Origin of the sequence: Pseudomonas sp. ICMP 10191, from assembly GCF_001467335.1 — a bacterium.
Taxonomy (GTDB): Bacteria; Pseudomonadota; Gammaproteobacteria; order Pseudomonadales; family Pseudomonadaceae; genus Aquipseudomonas; species Aquipseudomonas cerasi.
Window position 1 is genome coordinate 1 of sequence record NZ_LKGW01000105.1, and the last position, 17,732, is coordinate 17,732.

The following is a 17,732-nucleotide window of genomic DNA, read 5'->3' on the forward strand; positions in this document are numbered from 1 at the left end:
AACCCGACGAAGTCGGGCCGGAAACAGGAGCGAGGGGCTTTGGTTACTTTGGCCCCATCTCAGCGCCAGGACTCAGCCGTCACTAACGTCGTACTCTGCGTCGACAGTGCCATCGCGATCAAAAAAGCAGCCTGAGATCTAAAACAAATCTCACTTAACCCCCAGAACGATGTGACACGGATTGCTCATTGTTATACATAAATCCGCTTTTGATTCTGGCCGGAGGCCGTGGGAGTGGACCGGGCGACGCTTCGCTTGTTCGCGAAGAGGGCCTTGATCAGCTCGACCCTGCAGCCTTGAGCTCACGTTGCTCGACGGCGGCAGACCTGGATAGCACTGTAATCGCCGCCAGTGCGGCAATCACCAGGCCTGGGGAGGTGGCCAGCAGTACGCCGGCGGTTCCAGCGCCAGCGCCCAGCAGTTGTCCGGCCGCCAGCGGGCCGGCAACCGAACCGAGACGGCCGATGGCTACTGCAGCACCTACACCGGTGGCGCGTACCGAGGTCGGGTAGGACGGCGGGGCCAGCGCATACAGCACCAACTGCGCGGCGATGACGAACACCCCGGCTGCAAACCCGGCAATGGCCATCGGTACGATACCGACCGACAGACCCACGCCTGCCAGCGCTGCTAGCAAGCCGGCATAGACGAACAGCACGACCTTGATGCCATTGCAGCGATCAAGCAACAACCCGCCCAACAGCGAGCCCAGTGCGCCGCCGATATTGAACAACATCTGCACCATGCCCGCCTGCGGTTTGCTGAAGCCCTGACCGATCAGCAGTGAAGGCAGCCAGTTGAGCAGCATGTACATCACGGTCAGGGTGAAGAAGTAGCCGAGCCACAACGCCAGCGTGGTGCGAGCCCGGCCTTCGCCGAACAACGCAGTGGCGCTTGAATGCCGAACGCTGTCAGCACTGGTCTGCTGTTTGAAAGCGCTGGACTCGGGCAGCAACAGGATCATCAGCGGAGCCACCAACAGCGGCACCAGACCGCCGATGATGAACGTGGTTTGCCAATGCTCGCTGGTGAACATGGCGACGACCGCCGCCAGGGCACCGCCCAGTGGAACACCTGCGTACATGACGCTGATGGCCAGGCCGCGGTGACGTTCGCTTGCAGCTTCTGCACACAGGGCAATCAGGTTGGGCAACGCCGCCCCCAGACCCAGGCCCGTCATGAAGCGCACCAGCAACAGGCCGGAAAAGCTTTCGACATACGCAGTGCTCAGCGAAAAGACCCCGAACAGCAGCACTGCGCTCACCAGAATCTTCTTGCGGCCGATGCGATCGGCAATCCATCCGCCAAAGAACGCCCCAGGCAGCAGCCCGATGATCCCGGCGCTGAACACCCAGCCCATCATTTTTGGATCAAGGGCGAAGGTCTGGCGCAACCCGGCGGCCGCCGTTCCGGCAGCCTGCAGGTCGAAACCCTCGATGAGCGCAACGATAAAACACAAGACAATGGTCAGCGTCGATCGACGTAATGGACTGTTCATGGCAAGCCTCATTGTTGTTTTTGTTTTGGAGAAAAGCCTGTTCCCGAGCGCCAATCGAGGCGTTGTGACAGGTCGTTATCAAGGTAACAAAAATAACTAAAAAGTGAATCTGACTGGGAGAGTGATAAAAAGAAGTGTTTAGTCTTTCAAAAACATTGAGTTAGCAGCGGAATATCAACAAGCTGATAAAGTAGTTAATAGTATTAATGTTCGATTATCGGTCATTTTGGATTGACGCGGCGGTGGAATCTTTCAATTCTCTACTCACGGGCCCGCAGTTAGCGCCGGACCGACTCCAAAAACAACAACAATAAGTGGACACCGAACATGTCAAAGCTCGCTCATGATGCAGCAAGCGCTGTGTCAGCTCCCTTTTTACGTGGAAAACGTTGTGGCCTTGCACTGGGCCTGCTGGGTATCAGTGCCATTCCCGACCCTGCACAGGCGCAGGGCTTTCTGGATGACAGCCATGGCACCCTGACGCTGCGCAACTATTATATGGACCGCGATTACAAGGATGATGGCGCCAAGACTGCGACTCGGGAATGGGCGCAGGGCTTCATCATGAATGCGGAGTCCGGCTTTACCCAAGGGCCGGTGGGTTTCGGTCTCGATGCGCGAGCGCTGGTCGGGGGGAAACTGGATTCCTCGCCAGACCGCAGCGGCACCGAGCTGTTGCCAGTATCCGCCAGCGATGGCCGGGCGGCTGACGAGTATTCGCGGCTGGCCCTGACCGGCAAGCTGAAATTTCACGAAACCACGGTCAAGACCGGCGACGTGTCGATTTTCCTGCCGTTCGCTTTCGCCAGCCCCTCGCGACTGTTGCCGCAGACCTTTCGTGGCACCACGCTGACCTCCAAGGACATCGATGACCTGACCCTCAATGCGGGCTACATCGACCGGGTCAACAAACGTGACTCGAGCAACTACCAGCCCATCAGCCTCGCTTCACCGAACCGCCGTTTCAATGGGGCGGCAACCTCGTCGCACATGGCTTACGCCGGAGGCGATTATCAGGTCAACAAGGACCTGAGCCTGCGGGCGTACCACGCCGAGGTAGACGATCTCTACACCCAGAACACCCTGGCCCTGTTGCACAAGCTGGCGATTGGCGACGGCGTGCTGACCACCGATCTGCGCAGCTTTTTCAGCCGCGATACCGGCAGTGCGAAGGCCGGCGAAGTAGACAACCAGAACCTTTCCGCGTTGCTTGGCTACAAGTGGGGAGGGCACAGCGTGAGCCTTGGCTACATGCATTCCAGTGGCGACACGGCAACGCCTTATGTCTCGGGCACCGAACTGATGGGGTTGAGCGAGATGACCATGAGCTCGGACTTCCTCAACGCCAAGGAGCGCACCTGGCAAGCCATCTACGACTATGACTTCACGGCCGTCGGGCTGGTCGGGCTGCGCAGTCGTCTGCGTTACGTGCGCGGCGACAACATCGAGCTGGCCGCTTTCAATGCCGATGATCGCAAGGAGCGTGAGTTTCAGATGGAACTGGGCTACGTCGTGCAAAGCGGTCCGCTGAAGAACGTCGGGCTGCTGGCGCGCAAGTCGATCTATCGCAACGACTTCCCGGCGGGTGCAGCCTTTCGTGACGAGAACCAGACACGCTTTATCGTGCAATACAGCTTGCCGCTCTGGTAATCATCGCGCATCGACGGCAGGGAAGCCGTCGATGAGCGCTTTTACGATTGATACACCTTTTTCAGCAACCTGAGCAGGTCCTGACGTTCCTTTTTATCCAGCGCGGCGGTGGATTCCAGGTCGCTGTCCACGGCGATCTGTTTCAATTCGCGCAGCAGTGTTTCGCCGCTTTTGCTGAGAAAAATGCCGTATGAGCGTTTGTCCGGCTTGCAACGCACCCGGACGGCCAGCGCACGCTCTTCGAGCTTGTTCAGTAATGGAACGACCTGCGGCGGTTCGATCGCCAGCGCCTTGGCCAGGTCTGCCTGCATGAGACCCGGGTTCTGCTCGATGATCGCCAGCGCCGAGAACTGCGCCGGGCGCAGGTCGTGTGCGGAAAGACGTCCGATCAGGTTCTGGAACAGCTTGAGTTGTGCGCGGCGCATGGCATAACCGATCAGATCATCCAGCGCAGAATCCGTTGGCAAACGTGCCTCGGCAGCCTGTACGGGAGCCTGGCAAACGTCGGCGATGTCAGATGGCTTGGCCATTGAAAATGCGGTCCTTATGGTTTGATGGGTCAATCAGCCGGTCAGTTTGCCGAGGTTGGCGAACGATAGCTATGGGGCATACGTGACTGTGACCAGCCTGTTCGGGCGGAGTGCCGAGATTTTGATTAATGTGAATAACAGTTAATTGACATAACTATATTTGCGGTTTAGCTTTGAGTCATCTTCAAGCCAAGAACAAGAGAGCATCGCCATGAGCAAATATGAAGGCCGCTGGTCAACCATCAAGGTCGAGATCGAGCAAGGTATCGCGTGGGTCATCCTCAATCGGCCGGAAAAACGCAACGCCATGAGCCCGACCCTGAACCGCGAAATGATCGATGTGCTGGAAACCCTGGAGCAGGATCCCGATGCGGGCGTTCTGGTGCTGACCGGTGCCGGCGAGGCGTGGACCGCTGGCATGGACCTCAAGGAGTATTTCCGCGAGGTGGACGCCGGACCGGAAATTCTGCAGGAAAAAATCCGTCGCGAAGCCTCCCAGTGGCAGTGGAAGATGTTGCGCATGTACGCCAAGCCAACCATCGCGATGGTCAACGGCTGGTGCTTCGGTGGAGGTTTCAGCCCGCTGGTGGCCTGTGATCTGGCGATCTGCGCCGATGAAGCGACCTTCGGCCTGTCGGAAATCAACTGGGGCATTCCGCCCGGCAACCTGGTGAGCAAGGCCATGGCCGACACTGTGGGCCACCGCCAGTCGCTGTACTACATTATGACCGGCAAAACCTTCAACGGTCAGAAAGCCGCTGAAATGGGCCTCGTCAATGAAAGCGTACCGCTGGCACAACTGCGTCAGGTGACCATCGATCTGGCCAATAATCTGCTGGAAAAGAATCCGGTGGTACTGCGCGCCGCCAAGCACGGCTTCAAACGCTGCCGCGAACTGACCTGGGAGCAGAACGAAGACTATCTGTACGCCAAGCTGGACCAGTCACGTCTACTGGACAAGGAAGGCGGGCGCGAGCAGGGCATGAAGCAGTTCCTCGATGACAAGAGCATCAAGCCTGGTCTGGAAGCGTACAAACGCTAGTCTGATATCCAGACGTTTCGAGCCAAGTCTGTAGTTCCTGATAAAGACAATAAAGAGGAATCACCATGCTGGACGTGCCCCTGCTGATCGGCGGACAGTCGTGCCCCGCGCGTGACGGACGTACATTTGAACGCTGCAACCCGGTGACTGGCGAGGTGGTTTCGCGGGTAGCGGCGGCGACTCTGGAAGATGCCGATGCGGCAGTCGCAGCCGCTCAGGCTGCGTTCCCCTCATGGGCGGCGATGGTGCCCGGCGAGCGTCGGGCGCGTCTGCTCGAGGCTGCTACGCAGTTGCAGGCCCGCAGCGGCGAATTCATCGCTGCTGCCGGCGAAACCGGAGCAATGGCCAACTGGTACGGCTTCAACGTACAGCTGGCCGCCAACATGCTGCGCGAAGCGGCATCCATGACGACGCAGATCACCGGCGATGTCATTCCTTCCAATGTTCCCGGCAATTTTGCCATGGCGCTGCGCCAGCCCTGCGGTGTGGTCCTCGGTATCGCGCCGTGGAATGCGCCGGTGATTCTCGCCACACGGGCCATCGCCATGCCACTCGCCTGCGGCAACACCGTGGTGCTCAAGGCCTCGGAGCTCAGTCCCGCCGTGCATCGGCTGATCGGCCAGGTGCTGCAGGATGCCGGGTTGGGTGACGGCGTGGTGAACGTGATCAGTAACGCGCCGGCCGATGCGCCGGCGATTGTCGAGCGCCTGATTGCCAACCCGGCAGTGCGGCGGGTCAATTTCACCGGTTCCACTCATGTAGGCCGCATCGTCGGTGAGCTGTCGGCGCGGTATCTGAAACCGGCACTGCTGGAATTGGGTGGCAAGGCACCGTTTCTGGTGCTTGACGACGCGGATCTAGACGCGGCAGTAGAGGCCGCCGCCTTTGGCGCCTACTTCAATCAGGGCCAGATCTGCATGTCCACCGAACGGCTGATCGTCGACCATAAGGTCGCCGATGCCTTCGTTGCCAAGCTGACGGCCAAGATCAAAACGTTGCGCGCCGGTAATCCGGATGACAGCGAATCAGTTCTCGGGTCGCTGGTCGACGTGGGTGCCGGGACGCGCATCAAGGGCCTGATTGACGACGCTGTGGCGATTGGCGCAACGCTGGTGGCGGGCGGGCAACTGCAGGGCAGCATTCTGCAACCGACGCTGCTCGACGGCGTGACAGATGCCATGCGCCTGTACCGCGAAGAGTCCTTCGGCCCGGTGGCCGTGGTGCTGCGCGGCGACGGTGACGAGGCGCTGTTGCGGCTGGCCAACGATTCGGATTTCGGTCTCTCGGCGGCGATTTTCAGTCGTGACACCAGCCGCGCGCTGGCGCTTGCGCAACGGGTGGAGTCCGGGATCTGCCATATCAACGGACCCACCGTGCACGACGAGGCGCAAATGCCCTTCGGTGGGGTGAAGTCCAGCGGCTATGGCAGTTTCGGCGGCAAGGCTTCGATCGAGCACTTTACCCAGTTGCGCTGGGTGACGCTGCAAAACGGGCCCAGGCACTATCCGATCTGAGCCATCCGATTCGAACGCTTCCAGGCTGGCGGCAGCGGTCTTTTGTACAAGACTGTGTCGCCGGTAAGTCAGGCATAACAATAACAAGGCTGCAGCCTGGTGCTGCAACGCTCGGCCCGGACCGCTGCATGGCGTTTGGTGCCTGCGTACCTTGATGGAGAGAACGCACGTGAGTTCCGATATCAGATCATCAACGTTGCAGAGTGAAGATAATCCACCGCGCTACCGTCAGGTCTCCATCGGCCACCCGCCCATCGAGGTGCGGGAAGAGCAGGGCGTTCTGCACATGCGAGCCCTGGAACCTCTGGCGCGGTTACCCGACCGGCTGCTCGACCGACTGGTGCACTGGGCGCGGTTGCGTCCACAACAGACCTTCATTGCCGCGCGCGACAGCCGGAGCGGCTGGCGCAAGGTCAGTTATGCCGAGATGCTGACTGACGTGCGCGCTATCGCACAGAGCCTGCTGGCGTACGGCCTTTCCGCCGATCGGCCGCTGGTGTTGCTGTCAGGTAACGACATCGAGCACTTGCAGCTTGCTCTGGGGGCCATGTACGCCGGCATTCCGTACTGCCCGGTATCACCGGCGTATTCGGTCATGTCTCAGGATTTCGCCAAGTTACGCCACGTCTGCGACGTATTGCAGCCAGGATTGGTATTTGTCAGCGATGCCGCGCCGTTTCAGCGTGCCATCGATGCGATCATTCCTGCGGACACGCCCGTCATCACTGTACGCGGACAGCTCAATGGCAGGCCTCAGCTGAGCTTCTCCAGCCTGCTCGAAGAGCCGGGTGGCAGCGAGGCCGAGGCCGCTTTCCTGGCCAGCGGCCCCAACACCATCGCCAAGTTTCTGTTCACTTCGGGCTCGACCAAACTGCCCAAGGCGGTGGTGACTACCCAGCGCATGCTGTGTGCCAATCAACAGATGCTGTTGCAGACGTTCCCGGTGTTCGGCGAAGAGCCGCCCGTGCTGGTCGACTGGCTGCCCTGGAACCACACCTTCGGCGGCAGTCACAACATCGGTATTGTGCTGTACAACGGTGGCACGTTCTATCTGGACAACGGCAAGCCAACCGCACAAGGCTTCGCCGAGACGCTGCGCAACCTCAAGGAAATTTCGCCTACCGCTTACCTGACTGTGCCCAAGGGCTGGGAAGAGCTGGTCAACGCACTGGAGCAGGACGCCGAGCTGCGCGAGCGATTCTTCTCGCGCATCAAGCTGTTCTTCTTCGCCGCTGCCGGCCTGTCGCAAAGCATCTGGGATCGTCTTGACCGGGTGGCCGAGCAGCATTGCGGCGAGCGGATTCGCATGATGGCCGGACTGGGTATGACCGAGGCCGCGCCGTCCTGCACGTTCACCACCGGGCCCTTGTCGATGGCCGGATATATCGGCCTGCCCGCACCGGGATGCGAAGTGTGCCTGGTGCCGGTGGATGGCAAGCTCGAAGGGCGTTTTCGTGGCCCGCACATCATGCCGGGCTATTGGCGCTCGCCGCAGCAGACGGCCGAAGTGTTCGACGAGAACGGCTTCTATTGCTCCGGCGATGCGATCAAGCTTGCCGATCCTGCGGCCCCGGAGCTGGGCCTGATGTTCGACGGGCGACTGGCCGAGGATTTCAAGCTGTCGTCGGGCGTGTTCGTCAGTGTCGGCCCGATGCGCAACCGCGCGGTGCTGGAAGGCTCGCCGTACGTGCAGGATGTGGTCATCACCGCGCCTGACCGCGAATGCCTTGGGGCGCTGGTGTTTCCCAGGGTGCACGAGTGCCGGCAACTGGCCGGGCTGGATGCACAGGCCAGCGATGCGCAGGTCCTGGCCAGTGCGCCGGTGCGTGAGTGGTTCGCCGGCTGGCTGGCGCGCCTGAACCAGGGCGCGAACGGCAACGCCAGCCGGCTGGAGTGGATCGTGCTGCTTGATGAGCCCGCGTCTATCGATCGCGGCGAAATCACCGACAAGGGGTCGATCAACCAGCGCGCCGTCCTGCAGTGGCGCGCAGACAAGGTCGAAGCGCTGTACCGTGATCAGGACCCCGACAAGCTCAGTGCCGAGCCCAGGGCATGAGTGGCTGCGGGCAGTATTCGGCATTCAGCGACGTGGCCATCGTCGATGCCGTGCGCACACCCTGGGTGGATCTGGGCGGTGCTCTGGCGCCTGTTTCGCCCATCGATCTGGGTATCAAGGTCGGCCGCGAGGTCCTGGCGCGGGCCGTCATTCAGGCGGATCAGGTCGACAGCGTACTGGCCGGCTCGATGGCGCAGGCCAGTTTCGATGCGTACCTGCTGCCCCGGCACATCGGCCTGTACAGCGGCGTCGCGCAGAGCGTTCCGGCGTTGGGTGTGCAACGCATCTGCGCGACCGGTTTCGAACTGTTGCGCCAGGCCGCCTTGCACGTGGGCGAAGGTGGGCAGATGGCGCTGTGCGTCGCCGCCGAGTCCATGTCGCGCAACCCGATCGCGGCCTATATCCACCGCAATGGCTTCTCGCTCGGTGCCGCCGTGCAGTTCAAGGATTTTCTCTGGGAAGCGCTGTATGACCCGGCACCGGCGATGGACATGATCTCCACCGCAGACAACCTCGCCAAGCGTCATGGATTGAGTCGTGAGGCGGTAGACAGTTATGCCTTGCTCAGCCATGAGCGGGCGCTGCAATCACAGATTTCCGGCAAATGGACCGAGGAAATTGTCCCGGTCAGCCGCGAGCGCTTTGCGCTGGAAGGCTATCAGCCGCGTGGCATCGAGTTGCCGCGTGGGGTTGAAGTGGTCACGCAGGACAGCCATCCGCGTGCGACCCATCTGGCAGCGCTATCGCGTTTGCGCGCCATTCACGCGAACGGTGTGCAGACCGCAGGCAATAGCTGTGCGGTGGTCGATGGCGCGGCGGCGGCCCTGGTGGGGCGTGCTTCACAGTCAACGAGACCGGTGTTGGCGCATCTGCTGGCCAGCGCGGTGACGGGTGTCGCTCCAGAGTTTATGGGTATCGGCCCCGCACCTGCGATCCGCTTGCTGTTACAGCGCAGCGGGCTGGCGCTGAGCGATATCGGTCGGCTTGAAATCAATGAAGCGCAGGCCGCTCAGGTTCTGGCAGTGGCACAAACGCTGGAGCTGGACCACGAGCGGCTCAACTGCCTGGGTGGATCACTGGGCCTGGGTCACCCATTGGCTGCCACCGGGCTGCGTCTGGTCATGACTCTGGCCCGTCAACTGCGCGACGCAGGCCTGCGTTACGGTATCGCGGCAGCCTGCGTCGGCGGCGGGCAAGGCATGGCGCTGCTGATCGAGAATCCCCACTGTGCGTCCAGCCGTGTCTAGCCAGGCAAATACCCGCAAATGCGACATTTTCCTGCTTTAAACGCTACGCCTCACGCAGGTCATCCTTTAGCGCTTGACCGAATCGTGGCGAACGGTGAATCTCGCACCTCTCGACCCCACGGAACCCCGTCTATGCGTGCCCTCGCTGAGCTTTCTTTCGATTTCGTCTGGCATTTGATGTTCACGGATGACAAGCAGCTCGACCAGGATCTGGCGGTGCGCTCGCTGGAAAATCTTTCCGATTGTTTTTCGTCGATGTCCGACGAAGAGAAAAGGGCGTTCATCGCGGTGGCCCACGAACGCAAGGCGCGCCTTTTCGCAGTGCCCGATGCCGACGGCTACTCGCCGATACGTCTGGCCACCGAAGAGCAGGCGCAGTTTCTCGATCATGTCGTTTCCGGGCAGTTCTTCCAGCAGTTCGAAGAGCACCTGGCGGCGGATGCAAGCGACCGTGTGGTGCCGATTCGCCGCTGAGCGTACCCACGCTGCCCGGTTATTGCTCGACGGCTTCCGGCAGCCTGGCGATGACCTTGATTTCAAAATCGAAGCCATACAGCCAGGTGACGCCGACGCCGGTCAGGGTCGGGTGCGGCGCTTCGCCCCAAAACTCGGGAATTACCTTCCATATCCGCTCGAACCTTGTCTCGGGATCGACAATGAACACCGTCACGTCGACCACATTGTCGAACGTGCAACCGGCCGCCAGCAGGATGGCGTTCAGGTTGGTGAACGCCAGGCGCACCTGTTTTTCCAGATCAGGCTCGGGTGAGCCGTCTTCGCGACTGCCGACTTGTCCGGACACGAGCAGAAAACCATTGGAGCGTATGGCGGGCGAATAGCGATTGCGCTCGTAAAGCGCCTGGCGGCCAGCCGGGAAAACGACGTCACGTTGGGTCATGGGGATCTCCATCAGAGCTTGAGTACGAAGGCTGAAGTCAGCGTTGAAGCCACAGTAAGGACTTGCGTCAGCGCGATAAACGAGCAACCGTACTCAGCACTGTTTGGGAAACCCAAACAATCGACAGGCTGATGGGACAAGACAGGCGGGGCGAGGATGGACCGTTTCGACGCAATGCAAGCGTTTGCTCGCGTGGTGGAAACCGGCAGTTTCACCAAGGCTGCCAGCACGCTGCACATGAGCAAGACCAGCGTGACGCAACTGGTGCAGCAACTGGAGGTACGCTTGCGGGTCAAGCTGCTCAACCGCACCACGCGGCGGGTTAACGTGACTGCCGACGGTGCGGTATTTTACGAGCGCGTGGTCAGGCTGCTGGCCGATATGGATGACGCCGAGACCAGCCTGTCCAGTGCAACATCGCTGCCCAGAGGGCGTTTGCGCGTGGACGTACCCAGCCCGCTGGCCAGCATGCTGCTGTTGCCCGCCTTGCCAGGGTTTCATGCGCGTTATCCGGACATTCAGATCGATATGGGCGTCAGCGACCGTATGGTCGATCTGATCGGCGAGAACGTCGACTGCGTGGTGCGGGGAGGTGAAATAGCCGATCAGTCGCTGATGGCGAGGCGGGTGGGCGACCTGCAACTGGGCGTTTACGCTGCGCCGGACTATCTGCAGCGCATGGGCACGCCTGTTCATCCGCAAGAGCTTGAAGACTCGGCCCATCGCATCGTCGGCTATCTGTGGGCGCGCACCGGCAAGGCGCTGCCCTACGCCATGCACCGCGCCGGGGAAAAGGTCCATGTGCAGGGGCGCTATACGCTGGCGGTGGATGATGGCAATGCCTACGTTGCCGCAGGGCTGGCCGGAATGGGCATTCTCTGGCTGCCGGACTACATGGCCAGGCCATATCGGGAGCGCGGAGCCCTTGTCCCGCTGTTCGAAGACTGGCAGCTGGACAGCATGCCGATGTACGTGGCCTTCCCGCCGAACCGTCACATCAGCATCAAGGTCCGCGTGTTTATCGACTGGATCACCGAGCTGATGGCCGAGCATGCGCCCGTCACTCGGCCACCGACACGGCCTGCGCAATAGCGTGCCGCGGGTTCAACGCCGTGCCGACAGTTGCTGCGGGGCCAGAAATGCGTCATGAAAATAGTTGCGGAAGGCCTGCATGGCCGGGCTCAATTCACGTTCGCGGTGCCAGGCCAGGCCGACGCTCATGGGCGTTACTGTGTCGGTGACGGTGATCGTTTCGATACGCTTGCCTTCCAGCGACCAGGGGCGATGCACCAGATCGGAAAGGATCGCCACGCCGCTGCCGTTGGCGACCATGCTGCGTACTGCTTCCACCGAGCTGGTGCGGATTCTGACGTTTGGCTGCTGCCCGGCCAGTTCCCAGTAGCGCATGGCGCTTTGTTCGGCTTCGTCGACGGTCAACAGGATATAGGGCTCCTGCGCGACGTCGGCGAGGCTGACAGAGGCGCGTTGACACAGCGGGTGATGGCTGGACAGCCACAGGCGGCGCTCGGAGTTGAACAACGTTTCCGAGATGATATCCGGGTGAGTGATGTTGGCCGTCAGCACCACCGCCATGTCGAAGCGACCTTGTAGCAGGCCTTGTTCGATGGCTTGTCTTTCCTGCTCATGTACCTCGATGGCGACGTCCGGGTGCCAGTGCTCCAGGCGCTGCAAATGATGCGGCAGGAAGTAGCCGATGACCGTGTAGCTGGCGGCCAGACGCAATACGCCGCTGGCGCGGATATCGGGCAGCGGACTGTTCAGCGCATCATCGACGCTGCGCAGAATGACGTAAGCCCTGTTGAGAAAATGACGGCCTGCTTCAGTCAGGCTCATGCCTTGCGCCGAGCGCTGAAACAGCAGGGTGCCGAGCATGCTCTCCAGCTCCTTGATCGCCGTGGTGACCGCCGACTGGGAAATGTTCAGGTGAATGGCCGCCTGCGAGATTTGCCCGATCTCGGCAGTTGCCACGAAATAACGGACCTGGCGCAAGGTCAGGGACATAAGCACTCCAGACAGACGTTCGATGTAGCGGGGTATCTGTTTTTCAGAAGATGGCGTATCTGTTAATAGATCTACCCAAGGGGTGCGGGTGAATTTAACGTGCTTTGCATGAAGCCGGATAGCCCCTTGTCCGGACAGCCCACAGGAGCAACAGCCATGCAGGTGGATTTCAACTCGGACATGGGTGAAAGCTTTGGCGCTTGGACCATTGGTGACGGCGTCGATACTGAATTGATGACCTTTATCAGCTCGGCCAATATTGCGACCGGTTTTCACGCGGGCGACCCTGGCACCATGCGCCGCACGATCGAGCAGGCGAAACGTCTGGGCGTTGCCATCGGCGCACACCCGGGGTTCCGTGATCTGGTCGGCTTTGGCCGCCGGCATATCAACTCGACGCCCCAGGAACTGGTCGACGACATGCTCTACCAACTGGGCGCCCTGCGCGAGCTGGCGCGGGTCCAGGGTGTGGCCTTGCAGCATTTCAAACCCCACGGAGCCTTGTACATGCACTTGGCCAGGGACGAAGCCGCAGCCCGCCTGCTGGTGGAAAACCTGCAGCGCCTGGAGCCCGATTTGCTGCTTTACTGCATGCCCGGTTCGGTGATCTGCAAGATCGCCGAGGAGCTGGGCCAGCCGGTGATCCGCGAGTTCTACGCCGATCGCGATTACGACCTCAGCGGCTCCATCGTTTTCACCCGTCACGTACGGGCCCTGGACCCGACCGAAGTCGCAGCCCGCGTGGTGCGCGCTTGCCTGCAAGGTCTGGTGCGTACTGTCGAAGGTGAGGACCTGAGCATCGAATTCGATTCGATCTGTCTGCACAGCGATACGCCCGGCGCGCTGGACCTTGCAGAAGCGACACGCCTGGCGCTGGACGCTGCAGGCGTCAAGGTGCGTGCACCGCGTTGAGTCAACGGCATCGTGCGCGTAGACGCACGAGCTGTGTTACTGATTTTTGCCTGCCGTTCTACAACGATTTCAAGAAAGGAACAGACATGGCTGATCCGATTCGCTACAGCTTTGGCGCTGATGAACATCTGTTCGCCGAAGTCAGTGACAGTATGTCGCTGGAAGCATTTTTCACGGGGCTTGCGGTGACCCGTGCGGTCGAGCGTCTGGCGCTCGATGGTGTGCTGGACGTGTGTCTGGCCAACGCGTCATTCCAGATTCGTTTTGACCCGGACCGTATCGCACCGCATGCCTTGCTCGAGGCGGTGAGGGCGGCCGAGGCCGGTGCAGTCGCCGAACGTACCCTGCAGACCCGGATCATCGAGATCCCGGTGCTGTACAACGATCCGTGGACCCACGAAACCCTGATGCGCTTTCGTGACCGCCATCAGGACCCCGGTTCCACCGACCTGGAATACGCAGCACGCATCAATAATCTGGCGGATGTCGATGCCTTCATCGCGGCGCACAGCGGCGCGCCGTGGTTCGTTTCGATGGTCGGTTTTGTCGCCGGTCTGCCGTTCATGTTCCAGATGGTGGAACGCGAACGCCAGCTGCAAGTGCCCAAATACCTGCGTCCGCGCACCGATACCCCCAAGCTCACACTCGGTCACGGCGGCTGCTTCGGCTGTATCTATTCGGTACGCGGGGCGGGCGGTTATCAGATGTTTGGCGTCACTCCGGCGCCGATCTATGACCCGCAGCAGGGGTTGGCCTATCTGAAAGAGCACATGGTGTTTTTCCGGCCTGGCGACATCGTCCAGTTCAAACCGCTTGACCGGCAAGCCTATGACGAGGCTGTCGCAGAGGTGGAAGCCGGACGCTTCGATCTGCGCATCCGCCCGGTCGAGTTTTCACTGGATGCCTTTCTCGCCGATCCGGTGGGCTATCCCAAGTCGTTGCAGGAGGTGCTGGCATGATCAAGGTGCTCAAACCCGGTCTGGCCACCTCGGTTCAGGACCTCGGCCGCGAGGGCTATTACCACCTGGGCATACCGCCCTCCGGTGCACTCGATCAGTATGCCCTCAGCGCCGCCAATCAGCTGGTCGGCAATCCGCCCGGCGCGGCGGGGCTTGAATGCACACTGCTGGGGCCGGAACTGGAGTTCCAGTGCGACACGTTGGCTGCGGTCTGCGGCGCGCACATGGCGGCGCGCCTCGACGGCGTGGAAATGCACCACGACACTGCCTTTGCGGTGAAGGCCGGGCAAGTGCTGCGCTTCGACTTCCCCAAGGACGGCGCGCGTACCTATCTGGCCGTCGCGGGCGGTATCGATGTGCCGCTGGTACTGGGCAGCCGTTCGACTTACACGCTGGGTGCGCTTGGCGGTTTTCAGGGGCGCCGACTGGCCGCTGATGACCTGCTGCCGATAGGCACGCCCAGCGGCAAGGGACGTGCCGGGGCCAGCCTGCCGATGGCCTTGCGCCAGTCTCTGGGCGGGGAAGTGTATCTGCGGGTCGTGCCGGGCCTGTATTACGAGCGTCTGACCGAGTTTGCCGCCACCAGTTTTTTCTCCGAGCCCTGGAGCGTAGGGTCGGAAGCCGACCGCATCGGTTATCGCTTCAAGGGGGGCAGGGCGCTGACCTTCCAGCCCAGGGAGCAGCCCTTCGGCGCCGGTTCCGATCCATCCAATATCGTCGACAGCTGCTACCCGATCGGTTCAATTCAGGTGCCTGCCGGGCTGGAACCGATTGTCTTGCACCGTGATGCCGTATCGGGCGGTGGCTACGCGATGATCGGCACGGTGATCAGCGCGGACCTGGATCTGATCGGTCAGATGCAACCCAATCAGACCGCCCGATTCGTGGCTGTAACGCTGGAGGAAGCGCTGGTGGCGCGCAAGTCATACAAGAAGAAGCTGGCGTGCCTGAGCAAACTGTTTCCTTCCTGAGACGGTCAGTCGGTTTGCCCGGACTCCAGGTGTGCCCGCATCTTCGCGCGGCACACCTCGAGTATTTCGTCCGCCAGCGGCGAGTCATCCGGGCAGCTGCGTGATAGCAGCAGCGCCCCCAGCGCATGGGCAAAGCGGTCGATGGTGTTTGCCCGCGCCTGTTTCCATTCTTCGCCGCCGGGTGCTGCCTGGTCGGGAGCAAGCGCTGCCAGCAGGCTCTCGATGCCGTTGGCGAAGGTTGCTTTGACCGGGTCCGACTGGCGCGCTGCATCGCCGCTCAGCGCGGCCATGGGGCAGCCCGTGCCAAGGTTGTCACGGTGCTCTCGGGACAGGTAATAATCGATGAACTGCGCTGGATCGATGCCGGTCGATTGCGCCACGGTCTGCGAGATGGCGCACGCCGCCGACTCGGCCATCAGGTCGGACTTTGAACCGAAATGCTTATAGAACCCGCCGTGGGTAAAGCCTGCCGCAGCCATCAGGTCGGCGACCCCGACACCGTCATAGCCATGCTCGCGAAACTGCACGGAGGCCGTCTCGACGATATGTGCCCGGTTGGCCTGGGCCTGGGCCTTGGTGACTCTCATAGGGGTCGCCTCTTTGCCTGTCTGATTGTGGCTTTCTGGGCCAGGAAGAGCGTGACTATAGCATTGATGCTGACCGTCATCAAAACCGCTGATCGTCAGGATGCTGACTGCAGGGAATGGCTGGTAAGCAACACGGATCTTCGCCTTCGCGTTGAAAGTGTTAGCGTGTTACCCGCGTTTTTCTTTGTAACAAGAAAGCTCAGACTAATCGCCAACCTGTTTATGGCACAAAAAGCCCCCAATGCTGATGGGCCGCTGGCCCTTCAGGAGAGAGCACCATGCATCGAACGAAAATTTCCGCCGCAATTGCCATCATTTCCGCAGCCACACTCGCCACTTCGCTGGCCTACGGCGCGACCGCCATTCCATTGCCTGCCAGTGCGCCTGCCGACAAACCGATCGGCAAGCTCGAACAGGTGCATGCCTTTTACGATGCGATGCCCACCGGTGTGACAGTCACTGAAACCGGGCGAATTTTCGTCAACTTCCCTCGTTGGGGTGACAAGGTGCCGTTTACGGTGGGTGAGATTCGTGACGGCAAAGTGGTTGCCTACCCCGATCTGGCGGTCAACAAGGAGAACCCCAAAGACCCTGGTGATGGGCTGATCAGCGTGCAGAGTGTGGTCGCCGACGGCAAGGGCCGTGTCTGGCTTCTGGACACGGCCGCACCGGGTTTTGCGTCTCCGCGTCCAGGCGGCGCCAAACTGGTTGCGGTGGACCTGGCCACCAACCGAATCGTCAAGCGCCTGGTGTTTCCGGATAACGTCATCTTGCCCGGCACTTATGTCAACGACATGCGCTTTGACTTGCGCAAGGGATCGGAGGGCACGGTCTATGTAACGGATTCATCCTTGAGCGGGCCGGGTGCGATCATTGTCATGGATATTGCCAGCGGTCACGCCGTGCGGCGCCTGAACGGGGCGCAGTCAACATCTGTCGATCCGGCTTTCGTACCCGTCGTCGAGGGCGTGGCCGTGCTGGGCGATGGCCCGAACGGAACGCGCAAACCGGTCGGCGTCGCGTCGGATGGCATTGCGTTGTCGGCAGACGGCAAGACACTGTATTTCTCGCCGTTGTCCAGCCGTCATCTGTATGCCGTGGCCACCGATCTGTTGAACGACAGCAAGGTCAGTGAGCAGCAGTTGGCAGCGGCGGTGCAGGACCTCGGAGAAAAAGGCGCTTCGGATGGCCTGGAGGCTGATGCGAAAGGCGCCGTATACGCAGGCGACTACGAGCATAATTCGATTCGCAAGCGCCTGCCGGACGGCACCTGGCAAACAGTGGCACACGATCCGCGCATGCTCTGGCCTGACACCTTGTCGATCGGCCCGGATGGCTATCTGTACTTCATCGTCAACCAGTTGCACCGCCAGGCCAACTTCAACGCCGGCCACGACAAGCGCGAAAAACCCTACAGCCTGCTGCGTTTGAAAATAGACGCTGCGCCCGCACCGACCCATTGATCGAATTGAATACCGGAGCATCGATAATGAACACATCTGCAAAGCCAATGGCCTTGATGGCCGTCCTGAAAGCCAGTGCTGGCAAAGAGGCGGCCCTGAAACACGCATTATCGGCACTGGTGGAACCGACCCGGGCGGAGCCGGGCAATATCGAGTACACGCTGTTCGAGGCGCGTGATGAGCGCGGCACGTTCTACATGCGTGAATGCTTCAAGGATCAGGCAGCACTGGACGCCCATGTCGCCACGTCGCACTACCAGCAGTTCGCGGCGGTCAGCGGCGAGTTGCTGGCAGAGCCGCCGCGGTTGATATTTCTTGATCAGGTATCGAGCTGAGTGTCCAAAAGGGCCCAGTCAGTCCGGGCCCTTTCGCGGTGAGTCAGC

17 protein-coding genes are annotated in these 17,732 nt (G+C 61.0%); 12 read left to right on the plus strand and 5 right to left on the minus strand.

What is annotated here, in order from left to right; all coding sequences use genetic code 11:
• Nucleotides 1-277: 277 nt before the first annotated feature.
• A complete protein-coding gene (gene mhpT / locus AO388_RS11575) occupies nt 278-1,498 on the minus strand; it encodes a 3-(3-hydroxy-phenyl)propionate transporter MhpT (protein ID WP_058416486.1) in 1,221 nt (406 codons plus the stop codon).
• Between the two features lie 327 nt (nt 1,499-1,825).
• Here mhpT and AO388_RS11580 point away from each other — a divergent pair, with 327 nt between their 5' ends.
• Nucleotides 1,826-3,148, plus strand: a complete 1,323-nt coding sequence (locus AO388_RS11580) for an OprD family porin (RefSeq protein ID WP_058416487.1) — start codon at nt 1,826-1,828, stop codon at nt 3,146-3,148.
• Nucleotides 3,149-3,189: 41 nt separating this feature from the next.
• On the opposite strand, the gene AO388_RS11585 is transcribed toward AO388_RS11580, so the two are convergent.
• Entirely contained in the window at nt 3,190-3,678 is a 489-nt protein-coding gene (locus AO388_RS11585) for a MarR family winged helix-turn-helix transcriptional regulator (RefSeq protein WP_003370802.1), read from the minus strand.
• A 211-nt stretch (nt 3,679-3,889) separates the two neighbouring features.
• Here AO388_RS11585 and AO388_RS11590 point away from each other — a divergent pair, with 211 nt between their 5' ends.
• From AO388_RS11590 to AO388_RS11610, 5 genes are all read left to right on the plus strand, one after another.
• Nucleotides 3,890-4,720, plus strand: a complete 831-nt coding sequence (locus tag AO388_RS11590; protein ID WP_003401024.1) for a p-hydroxycinnamoyl CoA hydratase/lyase — start codon at nt 3,890-3,892, stop codon at nt 4,718-4,720.
• A gap of 65 nt (nt 4,721-4,785) precedes the next feature.
• The gene (locus AO388_RS11595; protein ID WP_058416488.1) at nt 4,786-6,234 is read left to right on the plus strand and encodes an aldehyde dehydrogenase; all 1,449 of its coding nucleotides are present in this window, start codon (nt 4,786-4,788) and stop codon (nt 6,232-6,234) included.
• A 169-nt stretch (nt 6,235-6,403) separates the two neighbouring features.
• A complete protein-coding gene (locus AO388_RS11600) occupies nt 6,404-8,290 on the plus strand; it encodes a feruloyl-CoA synthase (RefSeq protein ID WP_058416489.1) in 1,887 nt (628 codons plus the stop codon).
• Nucleotides 8,287-9,537, plus strand: a complete 1,251-nt coding sequence (locus tag AO388_RS11605) for a thiolase family protein (RefSeq protein WP_054080953.1) — start codon at nt 8,287-8,289, stop codon at nt 9,535-9,537. The genes AO388_RS11600 and AO388_RS11605 overlap by 4 nt, the downstream gene beginning before the upstream one ends.
• Nucleotides 9,538-9,669: 132 nt before the next feature.
• Entirely contained in the window at nt 9,670-10,011 is a 342-nt protein-coding gene (locus tag AO388_RS11610) for a hypothetical protein (RefSeq protein WP_058416490.1), read from the plus strand.
• A gap of 19 nt (nt 10,012-10,030) precedes the next feature.
• On the opposite strand, the gene AO388_RS11615 is transcribed toward AO388_RS11610, so the two are convergent.
• On the minus strand, nt 10,031-10,435 hold the full coding sequence (locus AO388_RS11615) for a RidA family protein (protein WP_058416491.1): 405 nt from the start codon (nt 10,433-10,435) through the stop codon (nt 10,031-10,033).
• A 156-nt stretch (nt 10,436-10,591) separates the two neighbouring features.
• Between AO388_RS11615 and AO388_RS11620 the strand changes: the two genes are divergently transcribed.
• The gene (locus AO388_RS11620) at nt 10,592-11,527 is read left to right on the plus strand and encodes a LysR family transcriptional regulator (RefSeq protein ID WP_058416492.1); all 936 of its coding nucleotides are present in this window, start codon (nt 10,592-10,594) and stop codon (nt 11,525-11,527) included.
• Nucleotides 11,528-11,539: 12 nt separating this feature from the next.
• Here the strand turns inward: AO388_RS11620 and AO388_RS11625 are convergent, their stop codons facing one another.
• Complete coding sequence (locus AO388_RS11625) at nt 11,540-12,457, minus strand: LysR family transcriptional regulator (RefSeq protein ID WP_003346362.1); 918 nt, start codon at nt 12,455-12,457, stop codon at nt 11,540-11,542.
• A 156-nt stretch (nt 12,458-12,613) separates the two neighbouring features.
• On the opposite strand from AO388_RS11625, the gene AO388_RS11630 reads away from it, so the two are divergent.
• The 3 genes from AO388_RS11630 to AO388_RS11640 all read left to right on the plus strand — a co-directional run bounded on the left by AO388_RS11630 (nt 12,614) and on the right by AO388_RS11640 (nt 15,299).
• Nucleotides 12,614-13,369, plus strand: a complete 756-nt coding sequence (locus AO388_RS11630; RefSeq protein WP_003370817.1) for a 5-oxoprolinase subunit PxpA — start codon at nt 12,614-12,616, stop codon at nt 13,367-13,369.
• Nucleotides 13,370-13,455: 86 nt separating this feature from the next.
• Nucleotides 13,456-14,328, plus strand: coding sequence for a 5-oxoprolinase subunit B family protein (locus tag AO388_RS11635; protein WP_003435393.1), 873 nt, complete (start codon nt 13,456-13,458; stop codon nt 14,326-14,328).
• Complete coding sequence (locus AO388_RS11640) at nt 14,325-15,299, plus strand: biotin-dependent carboxyltransferase family protein (RefSeq protein WP_003435392.1); 975 nt, start codon at nt 14,325-14,327, stop codon at nt 15,297-15,299. Before AO388_RS11635 ends, AO388_RS11640 begins: the two co-directional genes overlap by 4 nt.
• 5 nt (nt 15,300-15,304) lie before the next feature.
• Here the strand turns inward: AO388_RS11640 and AO388_RS11645 are convergent, their stop codons facing one another.
• Complete coding sequence (locus AO388_RS11645) at nt 15,305-15,886, minus strand: TetR/AcrR family transcriptional regulator (protein WP_003370823.1); 582 nt, start codon at nt 15,884-15,886, stop codon at nt 15,305-15,307.
• A gap of 278 nt (nt 15,887-16,164) precedes the next feature.
• Here AO388_RS11645 and AO388_RS11650 point away from each other — a divergent pair, with 278 nt between their 5' ends.
• The gene (locus AO388_RS11650) at nt 16,165-17,349 is read left to right on the plus strand and encodes an L-dopachrome tautomerase-related protein (RefSeq protein WP_046719367.1); all 1,185 of its coding nucleotides are present in this window, start codon (nt 16,165-16,167) and stop codon (nt 17,347-17,349) included.
• A 26-nt stretch (nt 17,350-17,375) separates the two neighbouring features.
• Nucleotides 17,376-17,684: a putative quinol monooxygenase gene (locus AO388_RS11655; protein ID WP_003370828.1), complete on the plus strand. Its 309-nt coding sequence runs from the start codon at nt 17,376-17,378 to the stop codon at nt 17,682-17,684.
• Nucleotides 17,685-17,732 lie beyond the last annotated feature (48 nt).

Excerpts from the sequence above, each read along its gene's own strand:
- AO388_RS11615 (WP_058416491.1), bottom strand. The coding sequence starts at position 10,435 with ATGACCCAACGTGACGTCGTTTTCCCGGCTGGCCGCCAGGCGCTTTAC.
- AO388_RS11595 (WP_058416488.1), top strand. The coding sequence starts at position 4,786 with ATGCTGGACGTGCCCCTGCTGATCGGCGGACAGTCGTGCCCCGCGCGT.
- mhpT (WP_058416486.1), bottom strand. The coding sequence starts at position 1,498 with ATGAACAGTCCATTACGTCGATCGACGCTGACCATTGTCTTGTGTTTT.
- AO388_RS11610 (WP_058416490.1), top strand. The coding sequence starts at position 9,670 with ATGCGTGCCCTCGCTGAGCTTTCTTTCGATTTCGTCTGGCATTTGATG.
- AO388_RS11590 (WP_003401024.1), top strand. The coding sequence starts at position 3,890 with ATGAGCAAATATGAAGGCCGCTGGTCAACCATCAAGGTCGAGATCGAG.
- AO388_RS11640 (WP_003435392.1), top strand. The coding sequence starts at position 14,325 with ATGATCAAGGTGCTCAAACCCGGTCTGGCCACCTCGGTTCAGGACCTC.
- AO388_RS11625 (WP_003346362.1), bottom strand. The coding sequence starts at position 12,457 with ATGTCCCTGACCTTGCGCCAGGTCCGTTATTTCGTGGCAACTGCCGAG.
- AO388_RS11580 (WP_058416487.1), top strand. The coding sequence starts at position 1,826 with ATGTCAAAGCTCGCTCATGATGCAGCAAGCGCTGTGTCAGCTCCCTTT.
- AO388_RS11620 (WP_058416492.1), top strand. The coding sequence starts at position 10,592 with ATGGACCGTTTCGACGCAATGCAAGCGTTTGCTCGCGTGGTGGAAACC.
- AO388_RS11635 (WP_003435393.1), top strand. The coding sequence starts at position 13,456 with ATGGCTGATCCGATTCGCTACAGCTTTGGCGCTGATGAACATCTGTTC.
- AO388_RS11645 (WP_003370823.1), bottom strand. The coding sequence starts at position 15,886 with ATGAGAGTCACCAAGGCCCAGGCCCAGGCCAACCGGGCACATATCGTC.
- AO388_RS11585 (WP_003370802.1), bottom strand. The coding sequence starts at position 3,678 with ATGGCCAAGCCATCTGACATCGCCGACGTTTGCCAGGCTCCCGTACAG.
- AO388_RS11630 (WP_003370817.1), top strand. The coding sequence starts at position 12,614 with ATGCAGGTGGATTTCAACTCGGACATGGGTGAAAGCTTTGGCGCTTGG.
- AO388_RS11650 (WP_046719367.1), top strand. The coding sequence starts at position 16,165 with ATGCATCGAACGAAAATTTCCGCCGCAATTGCCATCATTTCCGCAGCC.
- AO388_RS11655 (WP_003370828.1), top strand. The coding sequence starts at position 17,376 with ATGAACACATCTGCAAAGCCAATGGCCTTGATGGCCGTCCTGAAAGCC.
- AO388_RS11605 (WP_054080953.1), top strand. The coding sequence starts at position 8,287 with ATGAGTGGCTGCGGGCAGTATTCGGCATTCAGCGACGTGGCCATCGTC.